The following is an 18,734-nucleotide window of genomic DNA, read 5'->3' on the forward strand; positions in this document are numbered from 1 at the left end:
CCTGATGAAAAACTAGTATGGAGCGCTCCGTATTGCAGAGGCAATGCCGAACCGGCCATCCATGGCGTTTTCGTCATGCCGGAGCGCTCCATAGCGGACTCACTTCATGAACAAGTTGAGGTTGAAGATGTAATCCGGCAACGGCGAAAGCTTGGGCTTGGTCATGCTCAGGGTGGTGACGTCGCCGCTCATCAACTCCTCGTAGATGGCGATCTCGGAAATGAAAGGCCGCGGCTCGCCATTGATCGTTACCGTGCTGCCGTATTCCATGTTGGCCGACTTGAAGCGCTTGCCCGACAGCGTGTAGTAGTCCGCCTTCACCCCCACCATGCGCTTCTTGTCCACCCAGTAGACGATCCGGTCGTAGGTGGTCTTCGAATTGCGCGCCTTGAGGTCGAAGACGTAGCACTCCACACCTTCCACGGTCTCGTCGGGCAGACGGGTCGCGTCGTAGTCCTCGGCGTAGTTGGTCGAGGCGACGTCGCCGTAGGAGGCCTGCCCCATCAGTTTCTGGCGCAGCGAGATGGGTATCGGCTTGCTCAGACCCGGCTTGTGGAACCACATGTTGTTGTCGAGCATGAGCAGCTTCTGCCCCTTGGATTTCGGCGGCGCGATGTTGAGTCCCGAGATGTTGAAGCCGCGCGCCTTGATGTCGTAGAGCATGCTGTCGACACGGCCCTTCTCGTTGGACTCGATCTCCACGTTCCAGGCGATGCCCTGCAGATTGCCGCGCGACTCGTCGGCTCGCTTGAGGATCTGGTAGGGATCTTCGCCGGAGCCGGCGAGCGGCGCAGGGATGCTGGCCTTGGCCACCGCCGGTACTGGTTTGACCTCGGGCGTCTTGCTCGCCGGCACGCTCGGCGCGGCGGGCTGGCTGGCGGCCTGGGGGCCGCGTCGGCCTGCGGCGCCACCGACGCCGGCTGGGAACTGCCGGGCCGCTCGGCGGGCCTGTCGTCCTCGTCGCTGCCGAACAGCCGGCTGAAGAAGCCCCGGCTATCCCCCGGTAGTCGGTGCGGAGGGTGCAGTGTTCTCCGCGACAGCCAGGGTACTGACCAACAGCGCCAGACCGAATGCGGAAATGCGGGAAAGTCCTTTCATCTCTCAAATCTCCGTCGGTTCGAAAACTCGTTCCTGCGGCTCACACATGCCCCAGCGCGCCGACGATCTCCATCCGCGCCGCCTTGCGTGCCGGAAGGCTCGCCGCGACCAGGGACAGCACCATCAGGGCCACGAGGCTCCAGAGCATTTCCTTGGGTACCAGGTAGACCTCCAGCGGGATGCGCCGGGTGATCTGCGGCGGAATCCAGGTCGGCTCGAGGGTGGCGATGCTCGACCACACGGCGAGGGTGAGCAGCACCCCGACCAGCGAGCCGAACAGGCCGAGCAGCATACTCTCCAGGGCGAACAGCCCGACGATGCCGCGCCGCTTCACGCCCAGGGCACGCAGCGTGCCGATTTCCCGGGTGCGCTCCATGATCGCCATGCCCACGGTGTTGATCACGCTCATCACCACGATGGTGAACACGATCAGGAAGGCGAACAGGAAGATCACGTCGAACATGTTCTTGACCTTGGTGTAGAAGGTCGACAGCTCGTTCCAGGTCTTGATCTCTACTTCAAGGCCGCGGGCGGCCAGTTCGTTCTGCAGGGTCGCGCGCATCGGCTGGGTGAGCAGGCCGTCCTTGAGCAGGACGTTGATCCGGTCGACGCTGGTGGTGTCGTAGAGGTTCTGGGCGAACTCCAGGTTGACCAGCATCAGCTTGTCCTCCAGCGCCTCGACCGGCGAGTTGAAGGTCTGCAGCATCTGGCCATCGAGGGCATTGATCTGCCCGCTCACGGTCGGCGCCATCACCACCACGGTGTCGCCCTGCTTGAACCTGAGCTGGTCGGCCAGCCCCTGGCTCATGCCCACGCCGTTGGGCTTGTCGTCGGTCATGGGCTCGCCGTCGAACAGGCGCATGCCGCCCACCTTGGTCCGCGACTGGCTGCGGATGACGTCGACCTTCGACGACACCCGGCCACTGGCGAGGAAGATGGTCGACACCTCGCCGTTGCTGACCAGACCGGAAATGTTCAGCTCGGGGGTCGAGATGCGGATCTCCGGATGGGCCGCGAGCACCTCGTCGATCGCCCGGACCTCCTCCTCGTTGAGCAGGTAACGCGTCGGGTCGAGCTTGCCCTCATTGAGGAAGCCCTTCTTGAAGATCGACATGTGGCCGTTGCCCTGGATGTGGATATAGGAGTCCTCCAGGCTGGTGAAGATATAGGCGGTGAAACCGCCCAGGGCGTTGACCGCAGCGAAGCCGAGCCCGATCGCCATCACGGTGAACAGCGAGCGGCGGCCGTTGCGGAACAGGTTGCGCGTGGCGAGCTTGAACCAGGTGATCATGGGCGGCTCCCTGCGACACGGGTCTGTACGGTCGGGCGTGCCGGCTGGCTGTCGCTGCCGATCTCGCCGTCCTGCATCAGCACGCGACGCTTGACGCTTTCCAGCAGGCGCTGGTCGTGGGTGGAAAAGACGAAAGCGGTGCCGTGGCTGGCGTTGATGCTCAGCATCAGCTCGATGATCCGCCGGGCGTTGCCCGAGTCGAGGTTGGCGGTGGGCTCGTCGGCGATCACCAGCGCCGGGTCGGTGACCAGCGCCCGGGCGATGGCGACCCGCTGCTGCTGGCCGCCGGAGAGCTTGGCCGGGCGGTGGGTGACGTGCTTCTCGAGGCCCACCTCGGTCAGCCGCGCCATCGCCCGCTCCCGGGCGACCGAGGACGAGGCACCGGCGATCTGCAGCGGCAGCATGACGTTCTCCAGCGCCGAGAGCACCGGCACCAGATTGAAGTTCTGGAAGACGAAACCGATGGTCCGGTTGCGCAGCTCGCTGCGGGCGTTGTCCGACAGATCGTTGACCTCCTGGCCGTTGATCAGCACGGTGCCCGAGGTGGGCGAGTCGAGCATGCCGATGAGGTTGCACAGGGTCGACTTGCCCGACCCGGAAGGCCCCCAGATCGCCACGAACTCGCGCGCCTGGATGGTGATGTCGATGCCCTTGAGGGCGATCACCGGCTTTTCGCCGATCTGGTAGTGCCTGGTGACTCGGCGCAGCTCGACGAGCGGGGCCGTTCCGATCGAAGTGATGGTGTTCATGTCGGGTTTCCTGATGCGTCCAATGCCTTGAAATCCCCTGCGATCCGCGAAGTCCGGGCGCGACCGGGCCGCGGCCTGCGCCGCAGGGCCCGGACGCCGCGCCGGTTATCGACCGGATGCGCCCGCTGTTTCGGTAGCCGTGTAGGCGATGATGAAATTCCCGTCGCGCACGCTGTGCACGCTGATCAACCGATCGCTGCCGTGGGCCTGAATGATGAAGTTCCCGGCGCCGTCGATGGCGATCGCCTCGAAGCGTTGCGGGGCGCCATCCACGCCGGTTCCCAGCAGCTTGCCAGCAGCCTCCTTGGCGGACCACAGACGGGTGATCCACTCGTCCCTCGCCTCGCCCTCCAGTGCCAGATCGTCCAGCAGCTCGCGCTCGCCGGCCGTGCTGAAGCTCTCCAGGAAGCCGGGGTCGCGCGGCCGGATCTGCTCGATGTCGATGCCCACCGGCTGCTCGCCGGCCAGCGCCACCGCCCGATCCGCGCTATGCGCAATGCTGATCTTCGGCAGTTGCGCGTGCCCCTCCAGCGCCGCCACCAGCGGCTGGCCGGCCGCCTCGCTGTCGATGGCGAAGGCCGCCGGGTGCAGCATCTCCGCCTGCTCGGTGCGCGCAGCGAGCCAAGCGCGCACCGCGTCCTTCGCCGCCACCCGGCCGAGCTGCCACTGCTGCTGACGCGGCGGGACGGCGGCCTTGGCCGTGAAGTCCGCCATCTCGTCCAGGTGCAGGTAGTGACGCGCCAGGAGCAGCGGGTCGAAGCCCTGGGTATCGGCTCTGCTGATCTGGAAGCCCTGCACGCCCTTGGCCAGCGACGGCAGCTCCAGGGGCCGGCTCAGCAGATACCGGGTCGGCTGACGACGGAAATCGAGCACCTGCTGCGGATGGCGGAACTTAATGCTCCCCCACTCCCGCACGCGCAGCCAGACGCCGCCGGAACCGTCCTGGATCTCCACGTTGGCATACATGGTCATGGTCTCGTCGCGGATGATCTCGATGCGGATCGGCACCCGGGTGCCGGCCGGCGGCGTCGAGCGATACAGCTCGAGCTTGCCGAAACCGATCGGCAGCACGTAGCGGTCGTGCTGCATCGCCCACACGCCGATGAACTGGCCGATCCCGTCGAACAGGGCCGGATCGATCAGCAGCTGGGGCTGCTCGATCGAACGGAACAGCGCGGTCGGCGGCCGGGTCAGCAGATCCGTCACCGCCCCCTCGTCGGCGACGATGATTTCCCCGGTCAGGCAGTGGAAGCACGGCCCGTGGAACATATGGCGTTCCCGGTAGATGTCCTCGCCGGTCAGGGGCAGGCGATAGGGATTGCTGAAGCTGCCGAAGGCCAGGTCGAGATCGACTCGGTAGGCCGTGGAGAACAGCACCGTCGCGGTGGTCGAGGGCTGCTCCTGCCCCTCGAGCCGGATGGCCACGGCGATACGCCAGACCTGGGCGTCGGCATCGACCTCCTGCACCCGGGCGCTGATGTTCAGCAGCTCGCTATCGCGGTCGGACACCTCGATCCAGCGAGTGGCCTTGACGTCCTCGAAGCCGATCAGCCCCAGGCCGGGCGTCAGGCAGGCCGCCGCCTCGGCCATCACCTCCAGGCTCATGGTCAGCGGCAGCACCGGCATGCAGGCGGACACCGGCTTGACCCCCGGGGCATGGACGAAGGCGTGATCGGCGAGGTACAGGTCCTCGTCCAGGTGCAGCCGGCGCTGGATCAGCAGCGCCTCGCCGGGGCGTAGGCGAGCACCTGGCCGACGAAGGGCAGGCCGCCCTCCTCCAAGGGCTCGGCGGCGGGCCGGCCGGACGCTCGGCCGGCCGGACCTCCTCCTGCACGAGGGCGGTCTCGCGGGTCACCGCGGCGACGATCGCCGCCGCCTCCTCGGCCGGCTCCTCGGTCCGCAGCTCCTCGGCGGACTCCACCTCGTAGACGCGGGCGATCAGGGGCATGTCGTTGCTGGTATCGAATACCAGATGGGAAAGGCTTGCACTGCTCATATCTTCTCCAGAACCAATCCGGTGATGGTCAACCCCGGCCCGAAGCCGAGGCATACGATACGAGTGCCGACAGTGGCCTCCTCCAGATGCAGCATGAGAATGTGCGGAATCGTGGAGGAAGACATGTTGCCGTTTTCGAAGAAAACACTCTTGCTGATCGCCACCTGGTCTTCGGACAGACCCAGTTCATCCTGGACATGATCGACGATCTTCGGTCCGCCCGGGTGGATGGCGAAACCCAGGACGTCCTTCTCCCGCTCGAAGTCGATATTGGCGCGCTGCAGCAGGTCCACCACGAAGGCCTTCACATGCCGCTTGATGATCACCGGCACCAGGGGCGAGAGGGTCATGACGTACTGGTGCGAGCCGGGCACTCCAGTCATGGTGTCGGTCGAGTCCGGCAACAGATGCTCTTTCATCGCCAGAATGCGCAGGCCTCGCTGGCCTCGCCGGCGCAGCTCCTCCTCGGACAGCACCGAGTACTTGATCAGTCCGTCGGAGAACAGGGTCGCCGAAATGATGTTGTCCGCCCGCGACTCGTTGATGTTGTTGTGGGCGGACATCAGCTCGGTGTGCACGATGTCCACCCGGTCCTTGACCGGGGTGACGCCGCAGCGCGACGAGGCGAGCATGCCATGAGCCATCTTGATCGCCGGGAAGGCGCCGTAGCAGCCCATGGTGTAACAGTGGGTCACGGTGGTGTCGAACCATTTGCGTCTCGACACCACATGCTCGACCGGGCTCGGCGACAGGTAGCCCGTGCAGGTCACGTGGATCAGATCGTCGGGCGCCGACTCGTCGGCCGCATACATCCGCTCGACACCTTCCTCGACGACCTTGGCGAAGCTTTCATGGCGCGTCTTGAGGTCCGCACCGCGCGGGTCCCTCTTGATGTCGAACAGCCGCAGGTGAGCCTGATCGGGCTCCGGGTCGGCGACATCGAAGTTGCCGTCGCCGAAGCGGATGTCGGTCAGTTTCGGGAAGTAGACCAGTTGCCGCTGCTTGACCTGCGCAGCCGATACCGCGTACTTGTCGAACTTCTCCTTCACCGTCTTGTAGACATCGAGAAAGCCTTCTTCGTCGGTGATGCCGTTGTTCAGGCAGTGGGCCTTGGCGAAGGCGTAGGCCGTCAGTTCGAGGCTGATCCGCTGGGGAATCGGCTTGGCCACCTGGATCGGCATGAAGCCGGTCAGCACGGCACCATTGGGATAGACCATGTCGTTCATATCTTCTCCACCACCATTCCGGTGACAGTCAGTCCAGGACCGAAACCCAGGCACACGACGCGAGTGCCTATATCCACCTCCTCGAGCACCTGCTTGAGGATGTGGGGGACCGTGGCGGAGGACATGTTGCCGTTCTCCAGGAACACGCTCTTGCTGATCGCCACCTGCTCGTCGGCGAGCCCCAGATCCTCCTGGATGTGCTCGACGATCTTCGGTCCGCCCGGATGGATGGCGAAGGTCAGCTCGCGCTTCTCGTGCTCGAATTCGATGCCGGCACGCTGCAGCAGCTTCACCACGAAGTCGCGGACATGGCGCTTGATGACCACCGGCACCATGGGCGTGAGGGTCATCAGGAACTGGTGCGAGCCCGGGATCCAGGTCATGTCGTCGGCGGAGTCGGGCAGCAGGTGCTCGTTCATCGCCAGGACCCTGAGGCCGTGCCCTCCCTGGCGGTGCAGCTCTTCCTCGGAGAGCACCGAGTACTTGATCAGCCCGTCGGCGAACAGGGTCATGGTGATGATGTTTTCCGCCCGCGCATCGACGATGTTGTTGTGCGCCGAGAGCAGCTCGGTATGCACGATGTCCACCCGATGCTTGACCGGGGTGACGCCGAAGCGCGACGAGGAGAGCATGCCGTGGGCCATCTTGATCGCCGGGAAGGCGCCGTAGCAGCCCATGTGGTAGCTGTGGGTCACCGTGGTCTCGAACCAGCCGCGATTGGCCGCCATCCGCTCGACCGGACTCGGCGACAGATAGCCCGAGCAGGTCACGTGGATGAGGTCGTCGGGTGCCTCGGCGGTATTCTGGAACATCAGCTCCAGCCCCTGGTCGACGACCTTGGCGTAGCTCTCGTGGCGCACCTTGAGATCCGCACCGCGCGGGTCATCGATCATGTCGAACAGCCGCAGATAGGGGTGCTCGGGCGGCGCGATGTCGACGTGACCGTTGGCGAAGCGGATATCGGCGACCTTCGGGAAGAAGATCAGCTGGCGCCGTTTGATCTGCGAAGACGACAGGGCGTACTTGTCGAACTTCTCCTTGACCGTCTGGTAGACCTGGGCGAAGCCCGCCTCGTCGCCCTCAGCGATGCCGTTCTTGAGGCAGTAGGCACGGGCGAAGGCGTAGGCGGACAACTCCAGGGTCAGCGCCTGGGGAACGGGCTTGGCCAACTGTACGGGGGTGAAGCCGGTAAGGACTGCATTGTGGGGACTGCTCATGGTATTTCCTCCTTGACTGAGCGGGTGCCTCTACAGCGATCCCGCGCGCGAACGCGCGGGAAAAACTTCAACCTCGGGCCGTTCCTACCTAGGACTGGTGCCCCGAATCACGCTTCTTGCGTGCTTGCATCTGCTCGACGATCTGCTCGAGACTCGCCGTGATCACCAGCTCCGTCTCGCCGGTACTGCCCCGCCGGATCTGCTCGAGGCAGTGACGGGTGCCGATCTCCAGCGGAATGGGGTGAATGTTGCGTTCGGCATAGAACTTGAGCATCTGGTCCCCGACCATCCCGGACTTCCAGGGGCCCCAGTCGATGGCCAGCGCGTGCACGCCGGGCCAGGCATGGCCGAGGCTGTCGGCCAGCTTGTTGAGCACTTCGTTGGCTGCGCTGTAGTCGCTCTGCCCCGCATTGCCGAAACGGCCGGCGATGGAGGAGAAGAACAGCACGAACTTCAGGCCTTCCGGACGCAGCCGGCTGGCCAGCACCCGGGCGCCGGCGACCTTGGTGTCGTACACCGCGGCGAAGGACTCCAGGGTCTTGTCGCGGATCAGCTTGTCGTCGATGACCCCGGCGCCGTGCAGCACGCCGTCGAGCCGTCCCCACTTCGCGTAGATCCCGTCGATCACCCGGCCGAAGGCCTCGCCGTCGCGCACGTCCACGGCGTGGTACTCGACCTTCGCGCCGGTCGCCTCGAGCCGCGCCAGGTTGTCGCGGATCTCGCGATCCTTGAGCAGGCGCTTGAACACCCGGTCGACCTCGGCCGGCTTCAGCTTCGCGCCGCCCTCGCCGCGCAGCTTGCCGATCAGCACCTGCTTGAGCTGCGCCGGATCGGCGATGCCGCGGGTGTCCTCGGCCTCCTCCTCCGGCAGCGGGCTGCGTCCCACCAGCACCAGCTGCGGGCGGTACTCCTTGCCCAGGGCAGTGGCGATTTCCGCGGTGATGCCGCCGGCCCCGCCGGTGATCAGCACCACGGCGCCCTCTCCGAGAACCGGCAGCCCTGCGGCGGCACCGGCCGCCTGCCGGGTCAGCTCCAGCTGGCAGCGCCCTTCGGCACCGTAGCCGACTTCCAGCGCCGGCGTCTGCGCGGCCCATTCGCCCAGCACCCGCTCGACCATCTCGCCGACCTTGAGGGTCGGCGACAGGTCGACGCACTTGACGTGCGCCTCCTCGCCCCACTCCCGCGACGCCGACTTGGCGACGCCCAGGGTGCCGGCGGACTCGATCGGCAGCTCGCGCGAGTGCTCGAGGCCGAAGCGCCCGTCCAGCACGGTGAGGCTGAGCAGCCAGCCGGCGCCGGCACGCGCGGCGGCCTTGAGGTCCTGGTCGAAGACCTTGCAGAGCAGGAACAGGACCTTGGCCGGAGCGACGGAATCGCTCTCCCCGGCCGGCACGCCGAGCAGGCTGACCAGCGTTCCGATTCGTCCCTCGCCGAGCAGGTCGCGCAGCGCCTGCACCGACTCCAGCGAGGCAGGATCGAACTCGAAACGCTCATCGCCCAGCGCGCGGTTTTCCTTGCCCGGAACGATCTGCTTCACCGCGTGCCCGGCTTGGCCGAGGGCGACCCGGAAGGCGGTGGCCAGTTCCGAGTCGGCCCCCACCAGCAGGACCGGCAGGCCGGCTGCGGGCTGCGGGCCGGCGGCCGCGCCCAGGGGCGCGGCGACGGGCTTGACGCTGTAGCAGTGGACGATTTGTTCCGGCGCAACTTCGGTTGCGGACTCCGCCGTCTCAGCCGGCAATGCCGACGGCGGAGTCAGTGCTTTTTTTGAGGCTTGCGCTCCTTCCCCGGCAGCGCCGGAACCCTGCAGCTTGTCGTACCAGACGACGATCTCGTTGAGGGTCTTCAGGCCGGTGAGCTCCTCGAACACCGCCTCCTCGTCGCGTCCCTCCATCAGGTTGTGGCGGTCCTTGAGCTGGCTCAGGACCTCGATGCGCTTGATCGAATCGATGCCCAGGTCGGCCTCCATGTGGGCATCCAGGTCGAGCATGTCCTCCGGATAGCCGGTGCGCTCGGAAACCGCCTGCAGCAGATCGGCCTTGAACGCCTCGGTGGAAGCCGGACTAGCGGCAGCGGCGGACTTGGCGACAGGAGCAGCCGGAGCGGCGGCGGCGACCGCCAGCTTGGGCGCCTCGACACGCACCTCGCTGCGCTGGACCGAGCCCTCGATGGTCGCGACCTGCGGTTCGCGGCCGACCGGCAGACCGGCGGCATGCAGCGACAGCACCTGAGCCGGCAGCACCGGCGCCGGCGCCGGCACCGGTCCGGCCTGGGACACCACCTGCAGGCTGGGGCGCGACTCGCCGACGCTTGCCAGGTCAGCTCCCGCGAGGCTGCTCTGGAAATCGAGGAAGCGACGCAGGGTATCCTGCTGATCGCGTTGCAGCGCGATGAACTGCGCAATGACTTCCTGGACGTGTGCGACGTTTAACAGCGATGGAGCTTCCATCTCTGCCGGGAGATCCCCCGTACGCAGCGTGTTGTCGTTTGCCATGCTGAACCTCCGTTGTGGCGCGTGGCGGTTTACGTTGACCGGAGTGATGGCCGGTCGGGCGAAAGAGACGTGGGCGACGGTCGAGCTGCTCGCGACCGGCTGTGCCTGGGGCCTGAGCGCTGCCGCCGGCAGCGGGGCCGGCGCACTGGCCGGGACCTTGGGCGCGGCGGCGGCCGGGGCCTGGGCGATCGCCGGACGGGCCTTGGCCGGTGCGTTCCAGGGCACCGCGCGAGCGCCGTTAACGCGCCAGACCAGCGGACCGGGCACGGCCTTGGTCTTGGCACGGGCCAACACCTCCGCGACCGTCAACGCCTCGTAGCCGCGGCCCTTGAACCAGCGGCCGAACTCCAGCGGCAGACCGAGGACGAACACCTGGCCGAGCACATGGGCGAGCTGGATCCAGCCGCCGCGTCCGGGCGCCTCGATGCCCAGCGCGGTGTGCGGGCGGTCGCCGAGAATCCGGTCGACCAGCCCGGTCAGCACCAGGCCCGGTCCGGCTTCGACGAAGATCCGCGCGCCGGCCTCGTACAGCTGGTTGATCTCCTTGACGAAGTGCACCGGCTCGGTCATGTGCTCGACCAACAGGGCACGCATGGCCTCGGGGTCGTCCGGATAGGCCGTGCCGGTGGTGTTGCTGAACACTGGCACCCGGGCCGGCTTGAACTCGACTTTTGCCAGCTCGGCCGCCAGTCCCTCGCGGGCGCTGGCCATCGCCGGCGAGTGAAAGGCGGCGCTGACCGGCAGCACCTTGACCCGCAGCGACTCGTTGCCGAGCACCTTGGCCGCCGCCTCGATGGCCTCCATCGAACCGGCGACGATGGTCTGGTCGGCGGCATTGAGGTTGGCCAGGGTGACGTTCAGGCCATGCTGCTCGATCAGCGCGCGGACCCGAACCTCGTCGGCGTCGATCGCCGCCATCGCCCCCGGATTGCGCCGCCCGGCCTCGCCGGCGAGCCGGCCGCGGGCCTCGGACAGGCGGATGAAGTCGTCCAGGCCGATCACTCCGGCGGCATGCAGGGCGACATACTCGCCATAGCTGTGCCCGGCGACGAAGTCCGGCTCGAGGCCGTAGTCGCCCAGCACCCGGAGCGCGGCGCTGTCGACCACGCCGAGCGCCGGCTGGGCGACCTGGGTCGCGTTCAGCGCGGTCTGCTGGCGGGCGCGCTCCTCGTCGCTGAACACCGGCAGCGGATAGATGTAGCGCGACAGGGGCTGCTCCAGGCGGTCGGCGAGCAGCACGTCGGCGCGCTCGAACAGACCGTGCAGCTCGGGCAGGGAGGTCGTCAGGTCGGCCAGCATGTTGACCCGCTGCGAACCCTGGCCGGGAAACACGAAGCACACGCCGCCGTCGGTTGCCGGCCCTTCGCGGAAGAACACCCCCTGCGGATACTTCACTTCGCTCTCGCGGCCCTGCAAGGCTTTCAGGGCCAGTTCCAGCTTGGCCTTGAGATCCGTGCCGGAACTGGCGACCAGGGCCAGCCGGCAGTCGCCGGTGCGGACCGTCCCCTGCTCCAGCTGCACGGCGTAGGCGAGCTGGGCGACATCGACCTGCTCGGGATGCTCCAGGGCATCGAGCAGGCGCTGCACCTGCTCGCGCACCTGGGTGCGGTCCGCGCCCCGGAAGGCGAAGGGCTCGGCATCGCGCGGCTGCAGGTCGACGACGTCGCTGTCGCGGTAGGCGCCGGTGTACTCCTCCATCACCACATGGAAGTTGGTGCCGCCGAAGCCGAACGCGCTGACCCCGGCGCGGCGCGGGTGGTCCGAGGCGTTCAGCCAGGGGCGGGTCTCGGTGTTGATGAAGAACGGCGAGCGGCCGAAGTCGATCTTCGCGTTCGGCGTGTCGACGCCGATGGTCGGCGGCAGCACGCGCTGCTTGAGCGCCAGCGCGGTCTTCATCATCGCCGCCAGGCCGGCGGTGACCTTGGTATGGCCGATCATCGACTTGACCGAACCCACCGCACAGGACTGCCTGGCCATGTCGGTCTTGCCGAAGGCGAGGTTGAGCGACTCGATCTCCGACTTGTCGCCCAGCGCGGTGCCGGTGCCGTGCGCCTCGATCAGGCCGATGGTGGTCGGATCGACCGCAGCGTCCTCGTAGGCACGCTGCAGGGCGGTGACCTGACCTTGCGGATGCGGCGCGGTGAGGCTGCGGTTGCGGCCGTCGCTGGAGGCGCCGATGCCCTTGATCACCGAATAGATGCGGTCGCCGTCGCGCTCGGCGTCGCCCAGCCGCTTGAGCACCAGGGCCACTACGCCCTCGCCCAAGGCGATGCCGTCGGCGCCGTCGTCGAACGGACGGCTGCGCCCGCGCGGCGACAGGGCGTGGGTCTGGGCGAAGCAGAGGAAGCCGATCGGGTTGTTGGTGGCGTCCACCGAGCCGACCACGGCGACATCGGCATCGTGGCTGCGCAGCTGGCGGATGCCCACGTCGAGGGCCGCCAGCGACGAGGCGCAGGCCGCGTCGACGATGTAGTTGGTGCCGCGCAGATCGAAGCGGTTGGCGATCCGTCCGGCGATAACGTTCTCCAGGATGCCGGGGAAGGAATCCTCGGTCCACTTGGGCAGGTCCTGCTCGTAGAGCGCCTCCATCAGTTGCTTGGCGGCTTCCTCGGGCAGCCCGTCGATCCGCGGCAGGTAATGGCTGAGCAGGCCGCGGAAGATGTAGTCGCAGCCCAGCTCGTTCATCCCGCCGGCGGCGAAGATGGTCGCGGTGCGGTCCTTGGCGAACGAGCGGCGGTCGAATCCGGCATCGGCCAGCGCCTGGCGCACCACGTCGAGGGCCAGCAGCTGCACCGGCTCGATCGACTTCAGGCTGGCCGGCGGGATGCCGTACAGGGACGGGTCGAACGGGATGTCGTCCATGAAGCCGCCCCACTTCGAATACACCTTGTCCGGCGTGCCGCGCTTCGGATCGAAGAAGTCCTCGGGACGCCAGCGCTCCTCGCTCACCTCGCGGATCGCGTTGACCCGGTGGATGATGTTCTGCCAGTAGGTGCGCAGGTCGTTGGCCCCGGGCAGCAGACCGGCCATGCCGACGATGGCGATATCGCTTTCCGCCGCCACGCGCTTGGCCGCACGCTTGCGCGGCAGACGCTGCTCGACCTGGGCCAGCACCCCGCCGCAGCCCACCGATACCGCGCTGTGCAGCTCGGCGATGCTCAGCGCCTTGGAGCGCAGGCGGGCGACTTCGCCGAGCATGTACATGCCTTCGCGGCGCTGGTCCTCGATGGGAATCTGCACGTAGCGGGAGGCTGCCGAACGGTCGGGGTTCTGGCTGATGCCCTTGGAGGCCATGCGCAGGCGGCCGATGTTGAACAGCTCCAGCACCTTGAGGACCTTTTCCGGAGCCTCCAGGGCGAGCAGCATGTCGCGGCGGGTGCGGTTGAACTCGTCGCAGAAGGGTGTCACCGCGCAGCGGGTGTACATGCCCTTGCCCGACTGCAGCAGGGTGGTTTCCTTGCAGGCGATGGCCTGGGACTGGAACTCCGGCAGGATCGCGCCGCTGTTGACGATCTCGTGGGTGAACAGGTAGGCGGTACCCATGATCACGCCGATCTTCATGCCGCGCTCGACCAGCGGCGCCGCCAGGGCGGAAACCATCGCCGCCGACAGTTCGTCGTGGATGCCGCCGGCGAACAGGACCTGGACCGACTCGGGATCATTGATCTCGACCGAGGTCAGGGTGTCGATGGCCGACTCCCAGAGGATGAAGCTGCTCAGCGGACCGGTATGGCCGCCGCACTCGCCGCCCTCGAAGATGAACTTGCGCGCGCCGTCCTTGATGAAGCCCTTGAGCAGCCCGGGCGACGGTACGTGCAGGTAGGTGCTGATGCCGATGGCTTCCAGTTCCCGGGCCTGACCGGGACGTCCGCCGGCGATCAGTGCAAATGGCGGCTTGATCGCGCGAACCACCTCGAGCTGGGCCTGGCGCAGCTCCAGCGGCATGAAGCCGAGGATGCCGACCCCCCAGGGCTTGTCGCCGAGCAGTTCCTTGGTCTTGGTCAGCAGGCTCTGCACCTGCTCCTGGCGCATCACCGACAGCGCGATGAACGGCAAGCCGCCACCATCGGCCACGGCCTTGGCGAAGCCGTCGACGTCGCTGACCCGGGTCATCGGGCCCTGGACGATCGGATAGCGGGTACCGTGCAGCTGGGCCAGCGGCGCATCCGGCCCCAGCGCCTTCTGCTCGCGGGCTCCGCGCAGGGCTTGCTCGGTGCAGGTTGCGAGCGCGGCGAGGATGCGTCCGACGGTGCCGTGGCGGCGAGCCAGGGCGGCGGCCAGGGCAATGTCCTCGCCCATCGGCAGCAGCGGTGCGTCCGCCTGGGCGAGGGACTGCAGCAGCAGGCTCTCCCAGGGCTCGTTCTTGATCACCGCCTGCTCGAGCTCCTCGATCCGCTCGCGAGCACCGCGGCCGAACAGGCGGAACGAACGCTGTTCCGGGCCGATCAGCACAGTTTCGCTGCCATCCAGCGCAGCCCAGGCGCGGGCCTGCGGGGTACCGACGAAGGGGCTTTCGTCGGCCAGCCAGAGCTGCTCGCAGAGCACCACGCCGGAGGCGCCGGCGAGTACCGCGGCGGCCGCGGTGTGGGTGGCCATGCCGCCCTGTACCCAGTAGGGAATGTTGACCCGGCCGTGCAGCTCCTGGAGGAGGATGAAGCTCGAATGGCGGCTGACCCAGCCGCCGGACTCGTGTCCCTTGAGGATCAGGCCGTCGCAGCCGGAGGCCTCGGCGGCCAGTGCCGAGGGCAGGTCCCAGACCTCGACGAAGATCTTGCGGGCCAGGCGCTTGATCTTCTTCTTCAGCGCGGCCAGTTCCTTGGGCTGCATCCCGGTGAACACCAGGTCGTCCGGCTTGAGCCCGGCGAGCACCAGGATCGGTACGCGCTGCGGGATGAACTCGGCCAGTTGCTCCAGGCCGCGCTCGGCGGAGCCGAGGGTATCCCAGCGGATACCCCACTGGGCGTTCGGCCCGGCGCTGGCGGCCAGGCCTTCGATGGCCGCCCGGGTGGTTTCCGGAGCGTTGTGACAGCCCAGGTCGAGGATGCCAATCTCCCCGGCGCGGCAGGCAGCAATCGCAATCTTGGAGTCGAGATACCCTGCGGGTGTTATCGCAATATGACTAGCCATTTGATCATCCTGCTCTCAAAAAGATGCGTTTTTTCAGCGCAGCTTTTGTTCCTTGTTCGAGCGCTTCACACCGTGCTCGCGTTCGACTGGCATAGCCCCGATTACCCTGAAAGCGGGAAATGCCATTCAATTGACATCACTCAAGGCCTGCCGAGTTCTCAAGTGAAGAGGCGGAATCTGCATCGCATCCCTGCAAGAGAAATGGCTTACGGCCGTCTTTGGCTCGATATCAAAATGCTGGTTTTCACACTACCGACGAAACAAAGCCTACCCGGAATTTCCCGTAATTCATTACGGACCAATCGGGAAAGTGAATCCCGAATCCAAAGCAAATTTTCACAAATAAATGAAGGCAATTAGCCATCAAGACGATCGAGCAACAGCCAATGGGCTTACATACGTTTTTGCATGGTGCAAAACCACAGAAACGAAACGGAAATGGTAAGAATCATTGCACTGAGCAACAGAGAGACAAGTGACGAGGCAAGCGAAACAGCCAATTGTGTTTGAAAAACGACCTACCAAAATGGAAAACAGGTAAATCCCAATAAGAAAACAAATATCACATATATATTAAGGTACTGATTTTTTTAAAATTAAAATACAAAAATGCAACTGAAAAAATGACTCCCTATGCTTTGAAAGAACGACAAGGCCAATGCATTAAATCGCCTCGTGCAACTTTAACAATCGACCGAAATTATAACGAATAAGCCATATTAATAATGGCCACCTCCCGCCACAACATTAATTTTGCGACGCAATAACAAGCAAAAAATCTTGGCTGACGCTGTGCAACGCAGCAACGGCGCCAGCAAAACGATATCGAAAGAGCAAATCGCCATCATGGAAAACGACAAGCAACTTCAATATCAACTAAAAGGGAAATGCCGGCGATCACCACGGACCGACCTGAATACGGGAGAAAGTTTCTGGGCATATACGGCCAGACACTTCGCAGCACTTGGAAGCAAGATAAAATCAAAATGCCACCTGCATTGTTTCACAAGCATTTTTCCGACCGACCGGGAAACACTTGTGTGCTCGACTCCGGCCGCCTTGGCGCGCGCCTGCACGGAGGCATATTCAAAAAGACAGGGATCAAACTGATGGCGCCTCGCTTGTCTCGAAAGCTCGAACAAGTTCCGGGCAACGGCTGCATATAAGGCTGCCGGTAATCGAAAAGCATTGCCGCTGCAATAGCGCAAACTTGGCGCAAAGGCGCGCGTCAGGCACCTCGAAGCCATCCGCGGCAGTGCTGGCACGGATGGCTGGGGCTTGGATCAGCGCAGGCAGTCGACAGTGTAGATGCGCCCCTGGAGGCCATCCTCGTGCTGCAGGCCGTGCACATCCAGGTCGAACCCCGGGAATCGGGCCGCGAAAGAGCGGGTGGAGTGCAGGTAATCGACGATCGCCCGAGTGGTCGGGGTGAAGCGCTCGCCCGGCATGATCAGCGGAATGCCGGGCGGATAGGGCACCAGCATCACTGCCGCGATGCGTCCTTCGAGACGCTCGATGGGCACCGCCTCGACCTCGCCGCGCACCAGCTTGTCGTAGGCCTCCGCGGGCTTGAGAGCGAGCTCCGGCAACAGGCTGTACATGTGCTTGAGCGCCTTGGCCCGGGCGCTTTGCCGGTTGAAATCGTGCAATTGGTCGCACAGGTCGCGCAGGCCCATGCCGGCATAGCGGCTGCCGCCGGCCTGAGCGATGGAGGGCAGCGCCTGCCCCAGCGGCAGGTTGGCGTCGTAGCAGCGCTTGAACTCCAGCAACTCGGTCAGCAGGGTGCTCCACTTGCCCTTGGTGATGCCCATCGAGAACAGCACCAGGAAGGAGTACAGGCCGGTCTTTTCCACCACCAGGCCACGCTCCCAGAGGAAGCGGCTGACCACCACCGCCGGAATGCCTTGTCCGGCGGGCTGGCCGGCAGTATTCAGCCCTGGCGTCACCAGCGTGACCTTGATCGGGTCGAGCAGCACGTAGTCCTCGGGCAGGGCATCGAAACCGTGCCAGTCGGCCGTCGGGGTCAGTAGCCAGTCGCTGGGCGCGCCTTGCTCGCCGGCTGCACCGCGCGGCGGCTGCCAGATGTCGAACCACCAGTCGTCCGGCGCCAGGCTCTGGCGCAGGTTGGCCAGAGCACGGCGGAAGCTGAGCGCCTCGTCGAAGGTTTCCTGGATCAGCGAGCGCCCGGCCGGCCCTCCATCATCGCCGAAGCCACGTCCAGCGAGGCGAGAATGCCGTACTGGGGCGAGGTGGAGATGTGCATCATGAAGGCTTCGTTGAAGCGGTCGCGGTCCAGCTGGCGGCGGCCGCCATCCTGCACGTGGATCATCGAGGCCTGGCTGAAGGCTGCCAGCAGCTTGTGGGTGGAGTGAGTGCTGAACACCAGCGGGCTGTCAGACGAGCGGGTGGTGCCCATGCCATAGCGCCCGGCATAGAACTCATGGAAGGCGGCGTAGGCGAACCAGGCCTCGTCGAAGTGCAACACCTCGACGGTATCGCCCAGGGTCTGCTTGAGCAGCTCGGCGTTGTAGCAGAGACCGTCGTAGGTGGAATTGGTCACCACCGCGAGCTTCGCCCGGGGCTCGCGACCACGGGCCAAAGGGTTGGCGGCGATCTTTGCGGCGATCGACTCGCGGCTGAACTCGCTGAGCGGAATCGGTCCGATGATGCCCAGCTCGTTGCGCTCCGGCAGCAGATAGAGGGGAATCGCCCCGGTCATGATGATGGCGTGGACGATGGACTTGTGGCAGTTGCGGTCGACCAGCACCAGGTCGTCGCGGGCGACCATCGAGTGCCAGACGATCTTGTTGGCGGTCGACGTGCCGTTGATGACGAAAAAAGTGTGATCGGCGCCGAAATTGCGCGCTGCCCGGGCTTCGGCCTCGGCCAGCGGGCCGGTGTGGTCGAGCAGCGAGCCGAGCTCTGGCACCGACACCGAAAGATCGGAGCGCAGGGTGTTCTCGCCGAAGAACTGGTGAAAGGCCTGGCCCACCGGGCTCTTGCGGTAGGCCACGCCACCGCCGTGACCGGGCGTGTGCCAGGAGTAGTTGGACTGCAGGGTGTGCTCGACCAGCGCGCTGAAAAAGGGCGGCAGCAGGCCGGCCAGGTAGTTGCGGGCGGCGCGGGCGACCTGGCGGGCGAGGAAGGGCACGGTGTCCTCGAACAGATAGAGGATGCCGCGCAGCTGGTTGAGGTCGGCCATCGCCTCGGCCGGCGCGTTCTCGATGGTGACTCGCTCGCCGAGGGCGAAGATCGGCAGCTGCGGCGCGCGCGCGCGGGCAAGGCGGATCAGCTCGAGCATGTCCTGCAGCAGACGCTGGTTTTCCCCCGCCCCCTCGGCAGCGACCAGGACGCAGGCCAGGCCGTGATGGGTCGAAGCGACGATGCGCCCCTCGCTGGAGGTCGCGGTGGACAGGATGCTGAAGCCGCCCTGCTCCAGCTCCCGGGCGATCGCCCGTACGCGCTCGCCGGCCACGCTGTCGGCCTTGATGTCGCGGTGGACGATGAGAATCGGGAAATTGAGGTCTTTGTACACGACT

Annotated in this window: 8 protein-coding genes and 1 pseudogene; all 9 read right to left on the reverse strand. The window is 65.7% G+C overall.

The features are described from left to right. Window positions 1–99: 99 nt before the first annotated feature. Entirely contained in the window at window positions 100–855 is a 756-nt protein-coding gene (locus Atro_RS03870; protein WP_497926511.1) for an outer membrane lipoprotein-sorting protein, read from the reverse strand. A gap of 283 nt (window positions 856–1,138) precedes the next feature. After that, entirely contained in the window at window positions 1,139–2,389 is a 1,251-nt protein-coding gene (locus tag Atro_RS03875; protein WP_497926512.1) for an ABC transporter permease, read from the reverse strand. Beyond that, window positions 2,386–3,138, reverse strand: coding sequence for an ABC transporter ATP-binding protein (locus Atro_RS03880; protein WP_497926513.1), 753 nt, complete (start codon window positions 3,136–3,138; stop codon window positions 2,386–2,388). The genes Atro_RS03875 and Atro_RS03880 overlap by 4 nt, the downstream gene beginning before the upstream one ends. A gap of 105 nt (window positions 3,139–3,243) precedes the next feature. After that, window positions 3,244–4,764, reverse strand: coding sequence for a 4'-phosphopantetheinyl transferase superfamily protein (locus Atro_RS03885; protein ID WP_497926514.1), 1,521 nt, complete (start codon window positions 4,762–4,764; stop codon window positions 3,244–3,246). A 366-nt stretch (window positions 4,765–5,130) separates the two neighbouring features. Then, window positions 5,131–6,360: a 3-oxoacyl-[acyl-carrier-protein] synthase III C-terminal domain-containing protein gene (locus Atro_RS03890; RefSeq protein WP_497926515.1), complete on the reverse strand. Its 1,230-nt coding sequence runs from the start codon at window positions 6,358–6,360 to the stop codon at window positions 5,131–5,133. After that, a complete protein-coding gene (locus Atro_RS03895; RefSeq protein ID WP_497926516.1) occupies window positions 6,357–7,577 on the reverse strand; it encodes a type III polyketide synthase in 1,221 nt (406 codons plus the stop codon). Before Atro_RS03895 ends, Atro_RS03890 begins: the two co-directional genes overlap by 4 nt. An 88-nt stretch (window positions 7,578–7,665) precedes the next feature. Next, on the reverse strand, window positions 7,666–15,195 hold the full coding sequence (locus tag Atro_RS03900) for an SDR family NAD(P)-dependent oxidoreductase (protein ID WP_497926517.1): 7,530 nt from the start codon (window positions 15,193–15,195) through the stop codon (window positions 7,666–7,668). Between the two features lie 1,283 nt (window positions 15,196–16,478). Then, on the reverse strand, window positions 16,479–17,006 hold the full coding sequence (locus Atro_RS03905; protein ID WP_497927600.1) for an Orn/Lys/Arg family decarboxylase: 528 nt from the start codon (window positions 17,004–17,006) through the stop codon (window positions 16,479–16,481). A gap of 42 nt (window positions 17,007–17,048) precedes the next feature. Continuing rightward, window positions 17,049–18,730 (reverse strand): annotated as a pseudogene (locus Atro_RS03910) (Orn/Lys/Arg decarboxylase N-terminal domain-containing protein); the annotation flags it as partial. Window positions 18,731–18,734: the final 4 nt, after the last annotated feature.

Source organism: Azotobacter tropicalis (genome assembly GCF_059739045.1).

Bases quoted from the DNA above. Each gene is read 5' to 3' on its own strand.
- Atro_RS03875 (WP_497926512.1), bottom strand. From the start codon at position 2,389: ATGATCACCTGGTTCAAGCTCGCCACGCGCAACCTGTTCCGCAACGGC.
- Atro_RS03880 (WP_497926513.1), bottom strand. From the start codon at position 3,138: ATGAACACCATCACTTCGATCGGAACGGCCCCGCTCGTCGAGCTGCGC.
- Atro_RS03885 (WP_497926514.1), bottom strand. From the start codon at position 4,764: ATGCCGGTGCTGCCGCTGACCATGAGCCTGGAGGTGATGGCCGAGGCG.
- Atro_RS03890 (WP_497926515.1), bottom strand. From the start codon at position 6,360: ATGAACGACATGGTCTATCCCAATGGTGCCGTGCTGACCGGCTTCATG.
- Atro_RS03895 (WP_497926516.1), bottom strand. From the start codon at position 7,577: ATGAGCAGTCCCCACAATGCAGTCCTTACCGGCTTCACCCCCGTACAG.
- Atro_RS03900 (WP_497926517.1), bottom strand. From the start codon at position 15,195: ATGGCTAGTCATATTGCGATAACACCCGCAGGGTATCTCGACTCCAAG.
- Atro_RS03905 (WP_497927600.1), bottom strand. From the start codon at position 17,006: ATGGGCATCACCAAGGGCAAGTGGAGCACCCTGCTGACCGAGTTGCTG.